Source organism: Lentzea sp. CC55 (assembly GCF_021056325.1).
GTDB classification, from domain to species: domain Bacteria; phylum Actinomycetota; class Actinomycetes; order Mycobacteriales; family Pseudonocardiaceae; genus Lentzea; species Lentzea jiangxiensis.
Genome location: NZ_JAJCXE010000006.1, coordinates 55,918 through 72,418, shown reverse-complemented (window position 1 = coordinate 72,418; position 16,501 = coordinate 55,918). Strand labels below are relative to the sequence as shown.

15 protein-coding genes are annotated in these 16,501 nt (G+C 70.5%); 6 read left to right on the top strand and 9 right to left on the bottom strand.

Going from position 1 to position 16,501, the window contains the following annotated elements; genetic code table 11:
* Nucleotides 1-35: 35 nt before the first annotated feature.
* From L6E10_RS04405 to L6E10_RS04390, 4 genes are read right to left on the bottom strand one after another with little or no spacing between them, the layout of a single operon-like run.
* On the bottom strand, nucleotides 36-935 hold the full coding sequence (locus L6E10_RS04405) for an ABC transporter substrate-binding protein (RefSeq protein WP_236217030.1): 900 nt from the start codon (nucleotides 933-935) through the stop codon (nucleotides 36-38).
* Entirely contained in the window at nucleotides 932-1,597 is a 666-nt protein-coding gene (locus tag L6E10_RS04400; RefSeq protein ID WP_090094999.1) for an ABC transporter permease, read from the bottom strand. Before L6E10_RS04400 ends, L6E10_RS04405 begins: the two co-directional genes overlap by 4 nt.
* A gap of 5 nt (nucleotides 1,598-1,602) precedes the next feature.
* Complete coding sequence (locus tag L6E10_RS04395; protein ID WP_236217028.1) at nucleotides 1,603-2,241, bottom strand: ABC transporter permease; 639 nt, start codon at nucleotides 2,239-2,241, stop codon at nucleotides 1,603-1,605.
* On the bottom strand, nucleotides 2,238-3,320 hold the full coding sequence (locus L6E10_RS04390) for an ABC transporter ATP-binding protein (protein WP_236217026.1): 1,083 nt from the start codon (nucleotides 3,318-3,320) through the stop codon (nucleotides 2,238-2,240). Before L6E10_RS04390 ends, L6E10_RS04395 begins: the two co-directional genes overlap by 4 nt.
* Nucleotides 3,321-3,453: 133 nt before the next feature.
* Here L6E10_RS04390 and L6E10_RS04385 point away from each other — a divergent pair, with 133 nt between their 5' ends.
* Entirely contained in the window at nucleotides 3,454-5,004 is a 1,551-nt protein-coding gene (locus L6E10_RS04385; protein WP_236217024.1) for a bis-aminopropyl spermidine synthase family protein, read from the top strand.
* Here L6E10_RS04385 and L6E10_RS04380 read toward each other — a convergent pair.
* Nucleotides 4,966-8,133: an EAL domain-containing protein gene (locus tag L6E10_RS04380; RefSeq protein WP_236217023.1), complete on the bottom strand. Its 3,168-nt coding sequence runs from the start codon at nucleotides 8,131-8,133 to the stop codon at nucleotides 4,966-4,968. The two genes, L6E10_RS04385 and L6E10_RS04380, sit on opposite strands and share 39 nt — an antisense overlap.
* A gap of 236 nt (nucleotides 8,134-8,369) precedes the next feature.
* Complete coding sequence (locus L6E10_RS04375) at nucleotides 8,370-9,566, bottom strand: NADP-dependent malic enzyme (protein ID WP_374235798.1); 1,197 nt, start codon at nucleotides 9,564-9,566, stop codon at nucleotides 8,370-8,372.
* Nucleotides 9,567-9,899: 333 nt separating this feature from the next.
* Between L6E10_RS04375 and L6E10_RS04370 the strand changes: the two genes are divergently transcribed.
* Complete coding sequence (locus L6E10_RS04370) at nucleotides 9,900-10,499, top strand: dTDP-4-dehydrorhamnose 3,5-epimerase family protein (protein ID WP_236217022.1); 600 nt, start codon at nucleotides 9,900-9,902, stop codon at nucleotides 10,497-10,499.
* Here L6E10_RS04370 and L6E10_RS04365 read toward each other — a convergent pair.
* Nucleotides 10,489-10,770, bottom strand: coding sequence for a S24 family peptidase (locus tag L6E10_RS04365; protein WP_308102661.1), 282 nt, complete (start codon nucleotides 10,768-10,770; stop codon nucleotides 10,489-10,491). The genes L6E10_RS04370 and L6E10_RS04365 overlap by 11 nt on opposite strands.
* 95 nt (nucleotides 10,771-10,865) lie before the next feature.
* Here L6E10_RS04365 and sodN point away from each other — a divergent pair, with 95 nt between their 5' ends.
* Together sodN and L6E10_RS04355 are read left to right on the top strand one after the other, a co-directional pair.
* Entirely contained in the window at nucleotides 10,866-11,273 is a 408-nt protein-coding gene (sodN, locus tag L6E10_RS04360; RefSeq protein WP_065916284.1) for a superoxide dismutase, Ni, read from the top strand.
* A 237-nt stretch (nucleotides 11,274-11,510) separates the two neighbouring features.
* On the top strand, nucleotides 11,511-12,209 hold the full coding sequence (locus L6E10_RS04355; RefSeq protein ID WP_236217021.1) for a cyclopropane-fatty-acyl-phospholipid synthase family protein: 699 nt from the start codon (nucleotides 11,511-11,513) through the stop codon (nucleotides 12,207-12,209).
* A 40-nt stretch (nucleotides 12,210-12,249) separates the two neighbouring features.
* Here L6E10_RS04355 and L6E10_RS04350 read toward each other — a convergent pair whose 3' ends face one another.
* Nucleotides 12,250-14,907: a S9 family peptidase gene (locus L6E10_RS04350; protein ID WP_236217020.1), complete on the bottom strand. Its 2,658-nt coding sequence runs from the start codon at nucleotides 14,905-14,907 to the stop codon at nucleotides 12,250-12,252.
* Between the two features lie 183 nt (nucleotides 14,908-15,090).
* A complete protein-coding gene (locus tag L6E10_RS04345; RefSeq protein WP_236217018.1) occupies nucleotides 15,091-15,252 on the bottom strand; it encodes a hypothetical protein in 162 nt (53 codons plus the stop codon).
* A gap of 68 nt (nucleotides 15,253-15,320) precedes the next feature.
* Here L6E10_RS04345 and L6E10_RS04340 point away from each other — a divergent pair, with 68 nt between their 5' ends.
* Together L6E10_RS04340 and L6E10_RS04335 are read left to right on the top strand one after the other, a co-directional pair.
* On the top strand, nucleotides 15,321-15,917 hold the full coding sequence (locus tag L6E10_RS04340) for a histidine phosphatase family protein (RefSeq protein WP_236217016.1): 597 nt from the start codon (nucleotides 15,321-15,323) through the stop codon (nucleotides 15,915-15,917).
* Nucleotides 15,917-16,390: a GNAT family N-acetyltransferase gene (locus L6E10_RS04335; RefSeq protein ID WP_236217014.1), complete on the top strand. Its 474-nt coding sequence runs from the start codon at nucleotides 15,917-15,919 to the stop codon at nucleotides 16,388-16,390. Before L6E10_RS04340 ends, L6E10_RS04335 begins: the two co-directional genes overlap by 1 nt.
* Nucleotides 16,391-16,501: the final 111 nt, after the last annotated feature.

Here is a 16,501-nt window from a genome sequence, read left to right as displayed (position 1 = left end):
CACCCGGAGGTGCCCGCCCCGCCCTTCGCGCAACGTCAGATGCCCGCGCCGGCGAGCCACTCCTTGGCGACCTTCTCCGGCTCCGGCTTGTCCGGTCCGGCCAGCTTCTGGTTCAGGTCCAGCAGCGTCTTCGTGTCGATCTTCCTCGAGATGGCGTTGAGGGTGTCGCGGACCTGCTGCGACGCCTTCTTCTCGTTGATGAGCGGCAGCACGTTCTGCGCGGCGAAGACGTTCTTCGGGTCCTCCAGGACCACGAACTCGTTGGCCTTGATCGCGTAGTCGGTGGTGAACAGGTTGGCGGCCTGCACCGTGTTGTCCTTCAGACCGGCGACGGTCACCGGGCCGCCGACGTCGAGGGACTTGAACTCCTTGAACTCGCAGTTGTACTTCGCCTTGAGACCCGCCAGGCCGTCGGGGCGGTTCTGGAACTCCGGTGGGCCGCCGAAGGCCAGGTCCTTGCAGTACGGCACGAGGTCGTCGAGCGACTTGAGGCTGTACTGGGCCGCGATCTGCTTGGTGACGACGACGGCGTCCTTGTCCTCCGCGGCCGACTTGTCGAGTACGACCAGGTTCTGCGGCAGGGCCTTCTTGAGCGCCGCGTACACCTCGTCGGAACCGACCTCGGTGGCGTCCTTGTTGATGTGCTTGAGCAGCACGCCGGTGTACTCGGGGATCAGGTCGATCGAGCCGTCCTGCACGCCCTTGTAGTACAGCTCGCGGTTGCCGATGTTCAGCTTCTTGGAGACCTTGACGCCCTTGGCGGACAGGGCTTCCGCGTAGATCTCCGCGAGCAGGCGGGACTCCGGGAAGTTGGCGGAGCCCACGACGATCGTGTCCGTCGGGGCCGGCTCGTTGTTGCCGCTCCCGGCCAGCGGATCTCCACCGCACGCCGACAGAAGCATGACCGCGGCGACCGCTGTCGCGATGCGCTTCATCTCTTTCCTCCGGTTCCTGCTGGACGCAGCCCTGGGGAGACCGTCAGCCGCTGCAGGCCGGCGAACCCCAGGTCGACGAGAACGGCGAGCAGTGCCACGAGCACCGCGCCGGCGAGCATCTGTCCGAACTCCTGCAGGGCGAGGCCGTCGAAGACGAACCTGCCGAGGCCACCGGCGCCCGTGTAGGCGGCGATGGTGGCGGTGGCGACGACCTGCAGCGCGGCGCCGCGGAAGCCGCCGTAGATCAGGGGAAGCGCGTTCGGGATCTCCACGTTGAGCAGCACGCCCGACTCGCGCATGCCCACACCGCGCGCGGCGTCGACGGCCATCGGGTCCACCGCGCGCACACCGGCGTACGTACCCGCCATGATCGGCGGCACGGCCAGCAGCACCAGGGCGACGTAGACCGGGAAGTCGCCGAGGCCCGCCCACAGCACGACGAGGATCAGCACGGCCGTGGTCGGCAACGCGCGCAGGGCGTTGGAGAGCCCGACGATCGCGAACCCGCCCCTGCCGGTGTGGCCGACGAACGCGCCGAGCGGGATCGCGATCACCGCGGCGATGAGCAAGGTCAGCAGCGTGTACCCGAGGTGTTCCAGCAGCCGCACCGGGATCCCGGTCGGGCCGGACCAGTGCGCGGGGTCGAAGAGCCAGGCGCCCATTCAGCTCACCTCCCCGCCCGTGCCCACGGCGTGAGCAGTCGTCCGACGAGCAGCAGAAGGCCGTCGGCGAGCACCGCCAGCACGACCGTCCCGATGAGGCCCGCGAGGACCTTCTCGGTGTGGTCGGTCTGGTAGCCCTCGGTGAAGAGCTGGCCGTAGCCGCCGAGCCCGACGAGCGCGCCGACGCTCACCATGCTGATGTTCGACACGGTCGCGACCCGCAGGCCCGCGATCGTGACCGGCAGCGCCAGCGGGAAGTCGACGGTGAGGAAGCGCCGCAGCGGGCGGTACCCCATCGCGTTCGCGGCGGCGATCACGTTGCCCGGCACCGCCGCCAGCGCGTCGCAGACCGAGCGGACCATCAGCGCGACCGTGTAGACCACCAGCGGCACGATGACGTTGATCTCGTCGAGGATTTTGACGCCGAGCAGGATCGGCGTGATCACGATCAGCGCGATCGACGGGATCGTGAACAGCACGTTGGCGAGCGGGAAGAGGACCGCGCGCGCCTTGGCGGACCGGCTCGCGAACCACCCGAGCGGGATGGAGAGCGCGAACCCGGCCAGCACCGGCACGATCGAGAGCCGCAGGTGCACCGCGGTGACCTCCCAGAACCTCTCCCAGTTCTCGAGGATCCAGGTCACTTCGGGACCTCACCCGCCGCGCGGGCCTTCGCGAGCGCCTGGATCACGTCGCCGGCCTTCACCACGCCGGTCACGGCGCCGGCGCCGTCGACCACCACGCCGAGCGCGGACGGCGAGCTGAGCGCCGCGTCGAGCGCGCCCCGCAGCGACGAGCCGTCGTAGAGGGAGCCACCGGAGACGAGGTCGTCCTCGCGCACCTCGACCTCACCGTCCACACCGGACAGCCAGCCCTTCGGCCGGTTCTGCTCGTCGACGACCAGCGTCCAGTCCGCGACGGTGATGCGCTCACCGAGCTTGGCCGTGGCGACGGGGTGCACGGGCACGTCGGCGTGCAGGAACGTCAGGGTGCGGTAGCCGCGGTCCCTGCCGACGAACGAGGCGACGAAGTCGTTGGCGGGCGCGCTGAGCAGCTCCTGCGGTTTCGCGTACTGCGCGAGGTGCCCGCCCTTTTGGAACACCGCGACGCGCTCACCGAGCTTGAGCGCCTCGTCGATGTCGTGCGTGACGAACACGATCGTCTTGTCGAGTTCCGCTTGCAGGCGCAGGAGTTCGTTCTGCAGGTCCTCGCGCACCACGGGGTCGACGGCGCTGAACGGCTCGTCCATCAGCAGCACCGGCGGGTCCGCCGCCAGTGCGCGGGCGACGCCGACGCGCTGCTGCTGGCCGCCTGAGAGCTGGGCCGGGTAGCGCTTGCCGAACGCCGGGTCGAGCCCGACGATCTCCAGCAGCTCGGCCGCCCGCGTGCGCGCCCTGCGCTTGTCCCAACCGGACAGCAGCGGCACGGTCGCGACGTTGTCGAGCACCGTGCGGTGCGGGAAGAGGCCCGCCTGCTGGATGACGTACCCGATGCCGCGCCGCAGCGTGGGCGGGTCGACGGTCAGGACGTCCCGGCCGTCCACGAGGATCGTGCCCGACGTGGGGTCGATCATGCGGTTGACCATGCGCAGCGACGTCGTCTTGCCGCACCCGGAGGGGCCGACGAACACCGTGATGGTGCCCGCCTCGACCGTGAGGTCGAGCTCGTCCACAGCGATGGTCCCGTCCTCGAACCGCTTGGTTACGGCCCGGAACTCGATCACCCTTCGGATCCCTCCGGTCGCGACGGCCTCCCCGATTCGGACCGCCCTGGATGCAGATCCCACTGACCTTAACTCGTTCGGCGTACCCCGGCACAACGTTCCACGATGTGGCAGGCCGTATGGTTTACCGCTTGTGACGATTGACCAGGTTCGGCAGTTGGTGGCGGAGCGCGGTGTGCACGCCCGCAAGCTGCGCGAGGTGTTGTCCCTGCTCAGCGAGGACTGGCACCCGCTGGCGGAGCTCGTGCGCCTGCCCGCGGTCCCGCGCCGCACGGTGCAGGACCTGCTCAAGGCCCTGGGCGACGACGCCGAAACTTCAGGTGATCGTCACCGCATCGCCCCCGGCCTGGTCGCGGCCTACCGCGCGGAGTTCGGCGTCTCCGGTGTGAGGGACCACACCGACGTGCTGCGGCAGATCCTCGTGGACGTGGCGGACGTCCCACCGCCGCTGTCCTCGTTGGACCACGTGCAGGCGACGGCGGAGACCGCTCTCAACCGCGCGGTGTGGCTGGACTCCACCTACGACCTCGCCGGCCGGCGCCTGCTGTGCCTGGGCGACCACGACCTGACGTCGCTGGCCGTCGCCGCCGTCAACCCGCAGGTGTCCATCACGGTGGTCGACCTCGACGAGCGGCTGCTGGAGTTCATCGACTCACGGGCCCGGGCACGGGGGCTCGACGTCCGGACCTTGCACTGCGACATGCGTTTCGGGCTGCCGACGTCGGTGCTCGAGTCGTTCGACCTGGTCTTCAGCGACCCGCCCTACACGCCGGAGGGCATGGGCCTGTTCGCCGGGCGCGGCGTCGAAGCGCTGGAGGACATCGCCTCCGGCCGGCTGCTGCTCGCGTACGGCTTCTCCGACCGCACCCCCGCGCTGGGCCTGAAGGTCCAGCAGGAACTGCAGAAGCTCGGACTGGTCTTCGAGGCGATCCTGCCCGCGTTCCACCGCTTCGACGGCGCGCAGGCCATCGGATCCGCGGCGGACCTCTACGTCTGCCGCCCCACGGGTCGCCGCGCGGTGACCGGCGGCACGCGCATCTACACCCACGGCGCGCAGTCCGTGGAGTCCTCCGGCCCGTCGAAGGAAGCCCTGGCGGCCCTGTCGGAACTGGCTCCCCGCCCCGAGTCCTCACCGCCGCCCAAGCCCCGCGCGGCCGGGTGGGCCGAGCCCGTCGGCAAGGGCGCGGCGTCGCTCGCCGTCGACCTGTCCGCGGACCCGGGACCGTGGCTGCTGCGGACGCTGCTGGCCTCCTCGCCCGCACGCCTGGCGTGCCTGGTCGCGAACAACCACCCCGCGGTGTCGTCGGAGGCGGGGCAGAAGGAACTGCAGGAGCTGGTGGCGACCCGGTTCAAGCTGAAGTTCCTGCGCAACAACCCGGACGGCAAGACCACGATCGTCGTCGCCGACCAGGTGCTCACCGGCACGCTGTCGCTCGGCGAGCGCACGGTCCGCGAGGTCCTCATGAAGGCGCACGGCAAGCTGCGCAACGTGTGGCGCGAGGCGTTGATCACCGCATCGCAGGGCGTGCTGACCAAGCGGCAGGCGGCCGAGATCGTCGACAACGCCCCGGTGGCGTCCGACGACCTCGACGTGAGGCTGATCGACCTGCCCAAGCACCGCATCGCGGCGCTGCTGCCGGAGATCTCAGCCAGCGCGGGGTATGTGGAGCGGCCCGAGGGCTAGCACGGCGCGGAACTCCTTGGGCGGCACCGGACGCGAGAACAACCAGCCCTGGTACGCGTCCACGCCGACACCGCGCAGCACGTGGAACTGGGTCGCGGTCTCCACGCCCTCCGCCACGCACTTGCGGCCCATCGCCCTGGCCATGTCCACGACGGCGCGGGCGACGGCGAAGTCCGAGGAGTCGTTGCCCACGCCCGAGACGAACCGGCGGTCCACCTTGATGATCTGCGCCGGCAGGTCCTTCAGGCGGGCGAGCGACGAGTAGCCCGTTCCGAAGTCGTCCACGGCGAACTGCACGCCGCGCTTCACGAGCTCGTCCATCGACTGGCGCACGCGGGAAGGCAGGTCGACGAACGCGGTCTCGACGAGCTCCAGCACCACGCGTTCCCACGGGACGCCGGACTCCATGATCGCGGTCGACACGATGTCGACGAACTCGGGATCGCCGGGTACGAGGCCCGCGAGGTTCACCGCCACCGAGACCGGGCGGCCGTCCGGCGCGGGCCACGTCGAGGCCTCGCGCAGGGCCGTCCGCAGCACCCAGCGGTCCAGCTCGCGCATCAGGTCGCCCTGTTCGGCCACGGGCAGGAACACGTCCGGCGGCAGCAGGCCGCGGTCCGGGTGCGGCCAGCGCACCAGCGCCTCCGCGGTCAGCACGGCGCCGTCCACGCCGACGACCGGCTGGTAGTGCAACGCCAATCCGTCGTGCTGCAACGCCTCGCGCAGCTGGCCCTCGAGGTGCACCTGGCGGTCGGCGGACGCGATCAGCGCCGCCGAGGCCAGCGATACCCGTCCGGCGCCGGCGCGCTTGGCCTCGAACATGGCGGCGTCGGCGAACCGCAGCAGGTCGGCACCGTTGGCGCGCGAGCCGTTCGGGACGGCGGCGCCGATCGAGGCGGAGACCCGGACCAGCTGGCCGTGCACGGGAACGGCGGTGCGCAGCAACGACGCCACACGGGTGGCCAGCGCGTCCACGCCGCCCACGGCCTCGATGTCCTCGGAGATGATCACGTACTCGTCGCCGGACAGGCGTGCCGCGGTGCAGCCGTCGGGCAGGCCGCCCTCCAGCCGGCGCGCCAGGGCGACGAGGAGCTCGTCGCCGGCGTCGTGGCCGAGGGAGTCGTTGACGCGCTTGAAGTTGTCGATGTCGCAGAACAGCACGGCGACCTTGGAGCGGTCCGGTCCCTCCAGCGCCTTGCCGAGGATCTCCTTCACCAGGGCGCGGTTCGGCAGACCGGTCAGCTCGTCGTGGGTGGCCTGGTGGCGCAACGCCTCGGCGGCGCGGCGGCGTTCGGTGATGTCCAGGAACACGATGAGCCAGAAGCGGCGGCCGTCGTCCTGCACGGACAGCGCGATGTGCAGCTCGCAGTAGACCTTCTCGCCGTCGGGGCGGACGAGGATGCGCTGCGGGATCTTCTGCGTGCGCTCCGCGGCCCACTGCAGGCCGGGCGACGTGTCCTCGGGGTGGGTGAGCTGCTCGGCGGTCATCCCGCGCAGCTGCTCCAGCTCCATGCCGAGCAGGTCGCACAGCGCGTCGTTGGCGTCGACGAGCCGCTCGCCCTCGTCGAACAGGCCGATGCCGACCGGGGTGACGGAGACGAGGTCGGTGAAGCGCTGCGAGGAGCGCTTCATGCGGGCCTCGGCGGCGCGCTGCTCGGTGACGTCCTGGGCGGTGCCGACGGCGAGCTGCTTGCCGTGCGCGTCGTGGACGATCATGCCGTGGCAGCGGAAGATCCGCGTCGAGCCGTCGTGCGGGCGCACCACGCGGTGTTCGCACTGGACGGCGACCTCGTCGACGGCGAGCTGGCGCCACAGGTCGTCGACCCAGGCGCGGTCCTCGGGGTGCACGAGGTCGAGGTAGTAGTGGTAGCTGCCGTCCACGTCGGCGGGGATGCCGTAGAGGTCGCGCAGCATGTCCGACCAGACGACCTCGCCCGTCGACGGGTTCCACTCCCACATGCCGAGGCGGGCGGCCTGCTGCGCGTCCGCCAGTCTTCGGCGGTCCTCGCGCATCTGGCGTTCCAGCGCCCGTGCCTCGGTGACGTCCTGGATGGTGCCGTGGTAGCGCTCGATGCGGCCGGACGGCGCGATCTCGGCGCGGGCGCGGCACATGTAGACGCGCTCGCCGATCTCGCTGCGGACCTCGGCCTCGACCGGGGCGTCGTCCTTGGCGTGCAGCAGCCGGTGGCGCAGTGCCTTGACGGCCGCGCGGTCGTCCGGGTGCACGCCGCTGAGCAGGTCGTCGTCGGGCGTCATGCCGAGCTCGGCGAACATCTCCATCAGCACTTCGCTGCGGTGCACGGCGCGCGTTCCGGTCTCGTACGCCCAGCTGCCGATGCGGGCGATGCGCTGCGCCTCCAGCAGCCGCGCCCGTTCCTGGGCGAGCTCGGTGGCCGCGCGCTTGGACTCGGTGATGTCGCGGATGTAGCCGGTGATCTTGTCCAGGGCGCCCGCGTCGTCCAGCCGCGCCTCGGCGACACCGCGGATCCACCGCAGCTGGCCGTCCGGGCGCACGATCCGGTACTCGATGTCGATCGGGTCGCCGGTGATCTCGCGGCCGTGCCAGTACGTCTCGACCATGTGGTAGTCGTCGGGGTGCACGACGTCGAGGACGGCCTGCGCACCCGGCACGACGGTGGCGCGGTCCACGCCGAGCAGTTCGTAGTGGGTGTCCGACCAGACGGTCATGCCGGTGCCGGGGTCGAACTCCCAGGAGCCGAGCTGCGCGACCCGCTGCACCTTGCGCAGGCGGCGCTGCTCGTCGCGCAACGCGTCCGCGGCGGCCGACAGGTCCGAGACGTCGATCAGCAGGACGGCCTGCAGGCCCGTTCCCGCAACGGCGTGCCGCGCCACGCGCACCGGCGTCTCGCTGCCGTCCGCGCGCGACAGCCGCAGGTCGGAGGTGTCGCCGAGGAGCAGCTCACCGAGCAGGCGCCCGACGAGGTCGTCGGCCCCCTGCGCTCCGGCCAGCTCCACGGCCGCGGGGTTCGCCTGCATGACGACGCCCTTGGCGTCGACGAGCAACGACGGCGCATCGGGCAGTGTCAGCCCGTCGAGCGTCATCGGAGGTTTGTCGGCCGTCCGTGCACGGCCGTTCACCACCGTCGCGCGTCCCACCCACTTGGGCACCGACCCACCCTCTCCCGCATTAGCCGCCCGCGGCAATTCGGGTGGACACGACAACGGCACCCGAACGGCGGCAAACACGAACCCTCTCCCCGGATGAACATCCGAGGAGAGGGACGGTAGCGCTTCGGAGCGTCATCGCCCACCCCTGCACGGGTTAACGAAAAGCCACGTTCGTGGTTCCGCTTCCCGCGAACTTGCACATGGGTGGCAAATGCGAGTGCCTGATCAGGGCTTGATCAGGCGACTCCGTCGGCCTTCGCGGCCACGGCGACAGCCGCCGCGACCTCGGGTCCGACGCGCGGGTCCAATGCCGAGGGAACAATTCGGTCTGGGCCCAAATCATCTTTCGCGACGGCGAGAATGGCATCCGCGGCGGCGAGCTTCATGCCTTCCGTGATCCGTCGCGCACCCGCGTCGAGAGCCCCGCGGAAAATGCCGGGGAACGCGAGCACGTTGTTGATCTGGTTCGGGAAGTCGCTGCGTCCGGTGGCCACGATCGCGGCGTGCCGGGCGGCGACCTCCGGGTGCACCTCGGGGTCCGGGTTCGACAGCGCGAAGACGATCGAGCCGGCCGCCATGCTCGCGATCAGGTCCTCGGAGACCTTGGAGGACGACACGCCGATGAAGACGTCCGCGCCGCGCAGCGCCACGTCGATGCCGCCGTCGAGGTTCGCCTTGTTCGTGACCGCCGCGATCTCCTCCTTGACCGGGTTGAGACCGGCGCGGCCCGCGCGGACGATGCCGCGCGAGTCGAGCAGCGTGATGTCACCGGCACCGGCGGCGAGGAGGATCTTGGCGATCGCGATGCCCGCCGCGCCCGCACCGGAGATGACCACCCGCTGGTCGCCGATGTTCTTGCCGAGGACGGTGTTCGCGCCGTTGAGCGCGGCCAGCGACACGACGGCCGTGCCGTGCTGGTCGTCGTGCATGACGGGGCAGTCGAGCGCCTCGATCAGCTTCTGCTCCAGCTCGAAGCAGCGCGGCGCGGAGACGTCCTCGAGGTTGACCGCGCCGAACGACGGGCGCAGCCGGACGAGCGTCTCGACGATCTCGTCCACGTCCGTCGTGTTCAGCACGAGCGGGATGGAGTCGAGGCCGCCGAACGTCTTGAACAGCGCGGACTTGCCCTCCATGACGGGCAGCGACGCGCTCGGGCCGATGTCGCCGAGGCCGAGCACGGCGGTGCCGTCGCTCACGACGGCGACCAGGCGGTGCGCCCACGTGTACTTCGCGGCCAGGGAGGCGTCCCGGGCGATGGCCTGGCTCACCCGTGCGACACCGGGCGTGTACGCGATGGACAGCGCCTTCGGGTCAGCGAGCGAGGCGGTCGCGCCGACCTCGAGCTTCCCGCCCAGGTGCGCGTTGAAGATCTCCTCGTCCGTCAGCGTCGTCGGATCGGAGTTCTCGGTACGGGCTTCGTTCACTGCTGTCACGGCGTCCCTCCTGCGGTGCGGGCGGCGTAGTGGCCCAACGTGGGCTCATCACCAAACGGCGCACCGTCCCAGCGTTGTCACACCGGGTACACGGGGCCTGGAAACTCGGTCGACGACCTCCGACGAGTTGCGTCGGAGAACTGTCCGAGTGCTGCGGGTGACGGGAAGTGTGGCAGGGTCGCGCGTCTCTGTCTGCGGCGGGGATCACACTTTTTCCGCAGGTCAGAGGGCATGTAGCAAGACGTCCGTCCGGTTTTCTGAACCGACCGGTCAGTTTCTGCTGGCAGGAAGCACCCGATCGGTCAAGAAAGATTGACGCCTTAGAGTGACGACATGCTGGCGAGTTCGCTGAAAATTGACGGCGCGTGGGAGTTCACCCCCCGCACGTTCCCCGACGACCGCGGCGTGTTCGTCTCGCCGTACCAGGAAGCCGCCTTCGTCGAGGCGGTCGGGCACCCCATGCGGGTCGCCCAGACCAACCACAGCGTCTCCCGCGCCGGGACGATCAGGGGCATCCACTACGCGGACGTGCCGCCCTCCCAGGCCAAGTACGTCTTCTGCCCGCGCGGCTCGTTCATCGACGTGGTCGTCGACATCCGGGTCGGCTCCCCCACCTTCGGCCAGTGGGACGCGGTGCTCGTCGACTCGAAGAAGTGCAACGCGGTCTACCTCGCCGAGGGCCTCGGCCACGCGATGATCGCGCTAGAGGACGACACGACCATGAACTACCTCTGCTCCACGGTCTACAACCCGTCCGGCGAGCACGGCCTGACCCCGCTCGACCCGGCGCTGGACCTGCCGTGGCCGCGCGAGCTCGAGTTCCTGCTCTCGGAGAAGGACACCGCCGCCCCCACCCTGTCCGAGGCCTACGAGGCCGGCGTGCTGCCGCGCTACGAGGACTGCCTCGCCCTGTACGCGTCTATCAAGGCCTGAGAGTCGGCCTCGGCCATAGTCGAGCTTTGACGACTCCGAGCACTTCCGCAGGTCCGAGGTGTTCGGAGTCGGTGCTCGCGAACGGGTTGTCCCCCACCACGTGCCACCCCCCGTCCACTTCGTGGGAGGCGCGCTTGATCGACAGCTGCCCCGGCCGGCTGCCCCACCGGACCAGCACGATGTCGTTCGGACGGGGCCTCGCACCCCACCTGACCAGCACGATGTCGTCGTTCCTCAGGGCAGGCACCATGGACGGCCCCTTGACGAGCACCGTCGACAGACGCGGTCTCAACGATCACCTTCCGCTCAGCCGGAGTAGGGTTCCTCCCTGTCGGAGCATCCACTGTTTTCACTCTGGGAGGAACGATGCGACTCGTGTCGCGCATTCTCCGCCCGCGCGTCGAGGCGACCGCGCATTGCGACCTGCCCTGCGGCGTCTACGACCCCGCTCAGGCCCGCATCGAGGCCGAGTCGGTCAAGGCGGTCCAGGAGAAGTACCAGGCCAACGAGGACCCGGAGTTCCGGGAGCGCGCCGTCCTGATCAAGGAGCAGCGCAGCGAGCTCGTCAAGCACCACCTGTGGGTGCTGTGGACGGACTACTTCAAGCCGCCGCACTTCGAGAAGTACCCCGAGCTGCACGACCTGTTCAACCGCGCCACCAAGGCCGCGGGTGCGTCGGGCACCAAGGGCTCGATGGACCCGGCGACGGGCCAGCAGCTGCTGGACCTGATCGCGCAGATCGACAAGATCTTCTGGGAGACCAAGCAGGGCTGAGTTCGGAGCCTTGTCGACGACGCTGACCAGCGGACAAATTCTCGCAGGTCAGCGTCGTTTCTCGTCTTCCGGGGTCCAGCACGGCTCGACTCGGTCCGGACAGCGCCGAGACCACCACCGCCGAACACCGGCGACACAAGATCCGCGTTCTGCTAGACAGCGCTGATGGGCCGACGCGAACTCAGCGCTCTCGCGCACGCAGACCATCCGATATCGGCTCCGCTGAGCGACAGCACAGTGGAACACCTCCTCCGCCGGGCCATCCGCGGGCAGGACGACCACCTGCTCGACCTGGGCTGCGGCGACGGCACCTGGTTGCTGCGCGCGCTACAGGCGCACGGCGGCGCCACGGCTGTCGGTGTCGACATCTCGGGTGAAGGCTTCGACCACGTCCTCAGCGAGGCCGCCCGGCTCGGCCTGGAGGATCGGCTCGAACTGCGCCGCCAGGACGTCGCCGAGTACCGGTCGACCAGGAAAGCGGACCTGGTGCTCAGCGTGGGAGCCGCCTACGCGTTCGGCGGGCTGCTCGAGACGTTGAACGCCGCTCGGGAGCATCTCGCCGAGGACGGGATGCTCCTGCTGGGCGACTGCTTCTGGGAGCGCGAGCCCGACGCTGCCGTCCGCGCGGAACTGGAGGACGGTCCGCAGAAGTACGCGGATCTCCCGACCACCGTGGCCCAGGTCGTCGCCGACGGGTGGACACCGATCTACGGGTACATCAGCACCACAGCGGAGTGGGACGAGTACGGGTGGTGCTGGACCGGCACCCTCGCCCGGTGGGCTCTCGACAACCCCGACCACCCGGACAGCGACCTCGCCCTCCGGATGTCGACGACCCACCGCACCAGCTGGCTGGGCGGCTACCGCGGATTCCTCGGGTTCGTCGTTCTCCTGCTGCGGCGCACACCTCCGCCGGCATCGACCGAGGTGTCCTGAGGGAACCCTTGACTCGTCCGGGGCAACCACCCGCGCAGCGTCACGCCGCCTCGGTGACCTCCCCCGTCACCTCGAACTCGACGCCGGTCGGCGACACCCCGGTGAACCTCAGCCGCACCGACTCCCCGCCCTCCGCCGAGGTGTCGGTCACGGTGGGCACCGACACCTCGGCGGACGTCTGCCCGGCCGGGATCGACACGTACAGCTCGAGCCGGGTGGCCGACAGCGGTCGTGAGGGCAGCGCCGCCTCCCCGGAGTTGCGGAGCAGCCAGTCGGCGTTGACGTCCGTTGTGGACAGTTCGGTGCCGGAGGCGGGCGCCAGCGGCACACCGCTGACCGAGAACGCCGAGTCGGCGGCCTCGGACAGCGTCAGCTTCCACTTCAACGCGCCACCCTCGGCCACGCTGCCGGCGACGGGGGTGGCCGTGATCCGGGGCGCCGGGTCGTCGTTGCGCACCAGCAGGCCGCCGACCGCCGAACCGACCACGACGTTGGAGATCGCCTGCACCGCGACGGTGTTGAGGACGTCGCTGCTCCACCTGGTGTTGCCGGCGAACGTGAGCGGCACCTCGGCGCGGGTCTGGCCGGGCGCCAGCGTCACCAGCCGGGTCTTCGGCGTCTGCGCTTCGGTGTGGAACAACCGGATCACGCGCGTGCCGTCACCATCGGCGGTGACGACCATGTTGTGCGTCTGCGTGCCGGAGTTGCCCTCGTCCACCGCGACGAGGGTGGCGTCGACCCTGGGCACGCGCACGGGAGTCACGGGAACGAGCCCCTGGCTCCAGCCGTAGGCGTCGATCAGCCACGCCTCGCCGGACGCCGACTCCGGCACCAGTTCCAGCGACGCCACCTGCCCGAGCCCGGACGGCAGCGGCACCCGCACTTCCTGCGCCCACAACGAGCTCGTGCGTTCCGAGGACGGAAGTCCCGCCACCGAAACGGAACCCAGCGAGTGCTTCCGTCCGCTCTGGTCGTTCAAGACGACACCGAACCTCGCGGCCGCGGCGTTTCCCGGGACCGCGAGGCGCAGCGCCAGGTCGGTGGAGCCGGCCAGGGACACCGGGGCGGCAGGCGTGACGACACCGGCCTGCCCCGCGGCCGACCACTTCAGCGCCACCGCCAGGCGTTCCGGTTGCACCGAGGCGAAGCGGAAGCCGACGAAGTGCGGGGAACGGGCGGTGCCGCACGTCACCGCCGCGTCGCGCGAGACCTGCTCGCACACCCGCGCCGAGCCGGTGGCCGCGGTGGACCCGTCCGGCACCACGAACGCCCGGCGGCCGGCGCCGAGGGCGTGGGAGAGCACGCGGGCGGGGTCGGCGGACGGGGCGCGGACACCCGTGCCGTCGAGCAGCGGCAGGACCGACTGGTCACCGGCCAGGAACAGGGCCGCGGACGCCGCGACGTAGGTGGCGCCGGCGGCTTGCTGCTGCTGCGCGGTCAGCCTGGTCGGCGCGCCCGGTGTGCAGATCGGGTCGGGCTGCTGGCCCGGCCAGAAGTCGTCGAACGCGGGCGCCTCTGCCTGGCCGGGGGTCCATTCGCTGTTGAAGTAGTTGTGGTTCGCGCCGACCATGTAGAGCGCGCTGTGCAACGCCTCGCCGCGGCTCAGGCCGCGCGTCTGGTCCAGGAACATCTGCCCCTGCAGGTCGGACACGTCACCGTCGCAGCCCGGCAGGAACGTCACCGAGGGCACGTCCGGCGCCGGGTTGTGGCCGAAGATCGTCGGCCCGATCAGCACGTCGCCGCGGATGTTCCAGCGCACCGGCCCCTCGAACCCCGTGTCGCCGGGTGGCGGGGTGAGGCTGTCGGTGGCGGCGCGGTTGACGCCCTCGCCGCCGCGCGAGTGGCCCACGAGCAGCACCTTCGACATGTCCGCCGCGGGCAGCGCCTTCACCGCGCCGGGCGCCGAGGTGCGTCCGGCCCCCGACCAGTCGGCCCACTTCGCGAGGTGGTGGCGCACCAGCGACGACCTCGCCTGCGCCCCCGCGTCGGCGGTCGACGCGTCCTGGGCGTTGATGCCGTTGGCGGAGATCGACACCGTCAGGTACCCCTGCGATGCCAGCAGTTCCTGCGCTTTCAGGTAACCGCGGTGGCTCGGCACGGACGTCAGTCCGCCGGGGCACGGCCAGTCCAGGCTGATCTGGTCCGGGTTCGTCCTGCTGTAGCAGGTGAAGTGCCTGCCGTGCAGGAAGAGCACGAGTGGCCGGTCGCCCCCGGCACCCTTCGGCGCGACGACGACGGCCTCCACCTCGATCGGCGTCGCGTAGCCGGGCAGCCTGACCGGGTCGAGCGCGTACTCGCCGGTTTCCGTGGCGTACGGCCCGGGCTCGCCCGGGTCCACCGCCGCTTCCGGCAGCGACGCGGGCAGCGCGGGTGCGGACAGCGCGGGTGGCGACGGCTCCACCACGTCCAGGCGCCTGCCCGCCGACCGCACCTGCAGCGCCGCCGGATCCCGCGGTGCCGCTCCCACCGTGAACGACCGCAGGTCCGCCGACTCGCGGGCCCGGCCGAGGAACCGGTCGCCCTCCCAGAACTCCACGCCGGCGTCGAGCACCGGCATCGGCGTGGCCGTGGTCCAGCGGATCTCGTCACCGGAGACGGTCCAGCGGGACGAAGGCGGTTCCGGCGCGGCCGAGGCGGGCAGCGCGGGGAGGACCGCGGCCAGCAGGACAGGTACCAGGAGCGCGACTGTGCGACGCATGAGCGGGTCCCCCTCGTAAAGGACGATCCACTCCGTTCTAGCGAGGCCTCACCGCGCCCGGGAGGCGTTACCGGCGGGAATCTGCCATGCGAAACGACAAACAGCCGGGCGTCGTGCGCCATTCGGCCCAACGCCGAGAGATTTTCCCTATAAGCGCACTACCGGACCAGCCGACAGCGAACCTCAACTGCCTCTGATGTCGCCGTCCCACTCGTTCTGGCTCAGCTTGTTCCAGGTGGAGGTCAGTTCCGTCCGGATGCGGGCGACGCGGACTCCGAAGGCCTCGCGGATCTCCTGGGCGTCGACTTCGTCGGGTGCGCCGTGGTCGGGGTGCTCGGCGGTCATGGGGAGTGATGTACCTCGGAGGTGGACTCGTCCAAACGTGGGCCCCGTCACTGCTTAGGATCGAACAGGTGAGCACCCACCTCTACCTGCTGCGCCACGGCCAGACCGAGTGGTCCGAGAGCGGCAGGCACACGGGACGCACTGACATCGAACTGACGCCCGAGGGCGAGCAGCAGGCACGCCGGGCGGGCGCGACGCTCGCCCGGCTGAGAGGCACGGACCAGGCGCCGGCGCTCGTGCTGACGAGCCCGCGGCAGCGCGCAACCAGGACGGCGGCGCTCGCCGGGCTGGAGATCAGCGGGACGACCGAGGACCTGGCCGAGTGGGACTACGGCGACTACGAGGGCATCACCACGCCGCAGATCCGCGAGCGGGTTCCCGGCTGGACGGTGTGGACGCACCCGATGCCCAACGGGGAGACGCACGCGGAGGTGCAGGAGCGGGCGCGCAAGGTTCTCGGCGACGTGCGCAGGATCCTGCCCGGCGGTGACGTCGTGCTCGTGGGGCACGGGCACTTCAGCCGCGTGCTGATCGCCGCGTGGCTCGGACTGGCGCCCGACCAGGGCGTCCACTTCGGACTGGACCCGGCCGGCACCTGCCAGCTGGGCGACGAGCGGGGCGACCCGCAGGTGCGCAGGCTCAACGTGCCCGCCTGGGAGGTGTGATGATCAGGAGGGTGGAACCGCGCGACGTCGACGCGGTCGTGCGGCTGGTGCACGAGCTGGCGCTCTACGAGAAGGCGCCGGAGCAGTGCCACCTCACGTCGGAACAGTTGCACACCGCGCTGTTCGACGACAGCCCCGCGCTGTTCGGCCACGTGGCCGAAGTGGACGGTGAGGTCGTCGGGATCGCGTTGTGGTTCCTGAACTTCTCGACGTGGGACGGCGTGCACGGCATCTACCTCGAGGACCTCTACGTCACGCCGGAGCACCGCGGCAGCGGCATCGGCAGGCAGCTGCTGGAGACACTCGCACAGGAGTGCGTCGCCAGGGGCTACACGCGGTTCCAGTGGTGGGTCCTCAACTGGAACGAGCCGAGCATCGGCTTCTACAAGAAGCTCGGCGCCGTCCCGATGGACGAGTGGACGGTCATGCGGGTGGCCGACGAGGCTCTGAAGGAGCTCGGCTCTCCACGCTGAAGGTTGACGAATGGTCTCGAAAGGCTCACGAAACGGGAATTCCACACAGGACGGGTCCGCGGTGCTGGCAGCGTCCCCGCTCGCCGATCCCCCGGCACAAGCAAGCGTGGA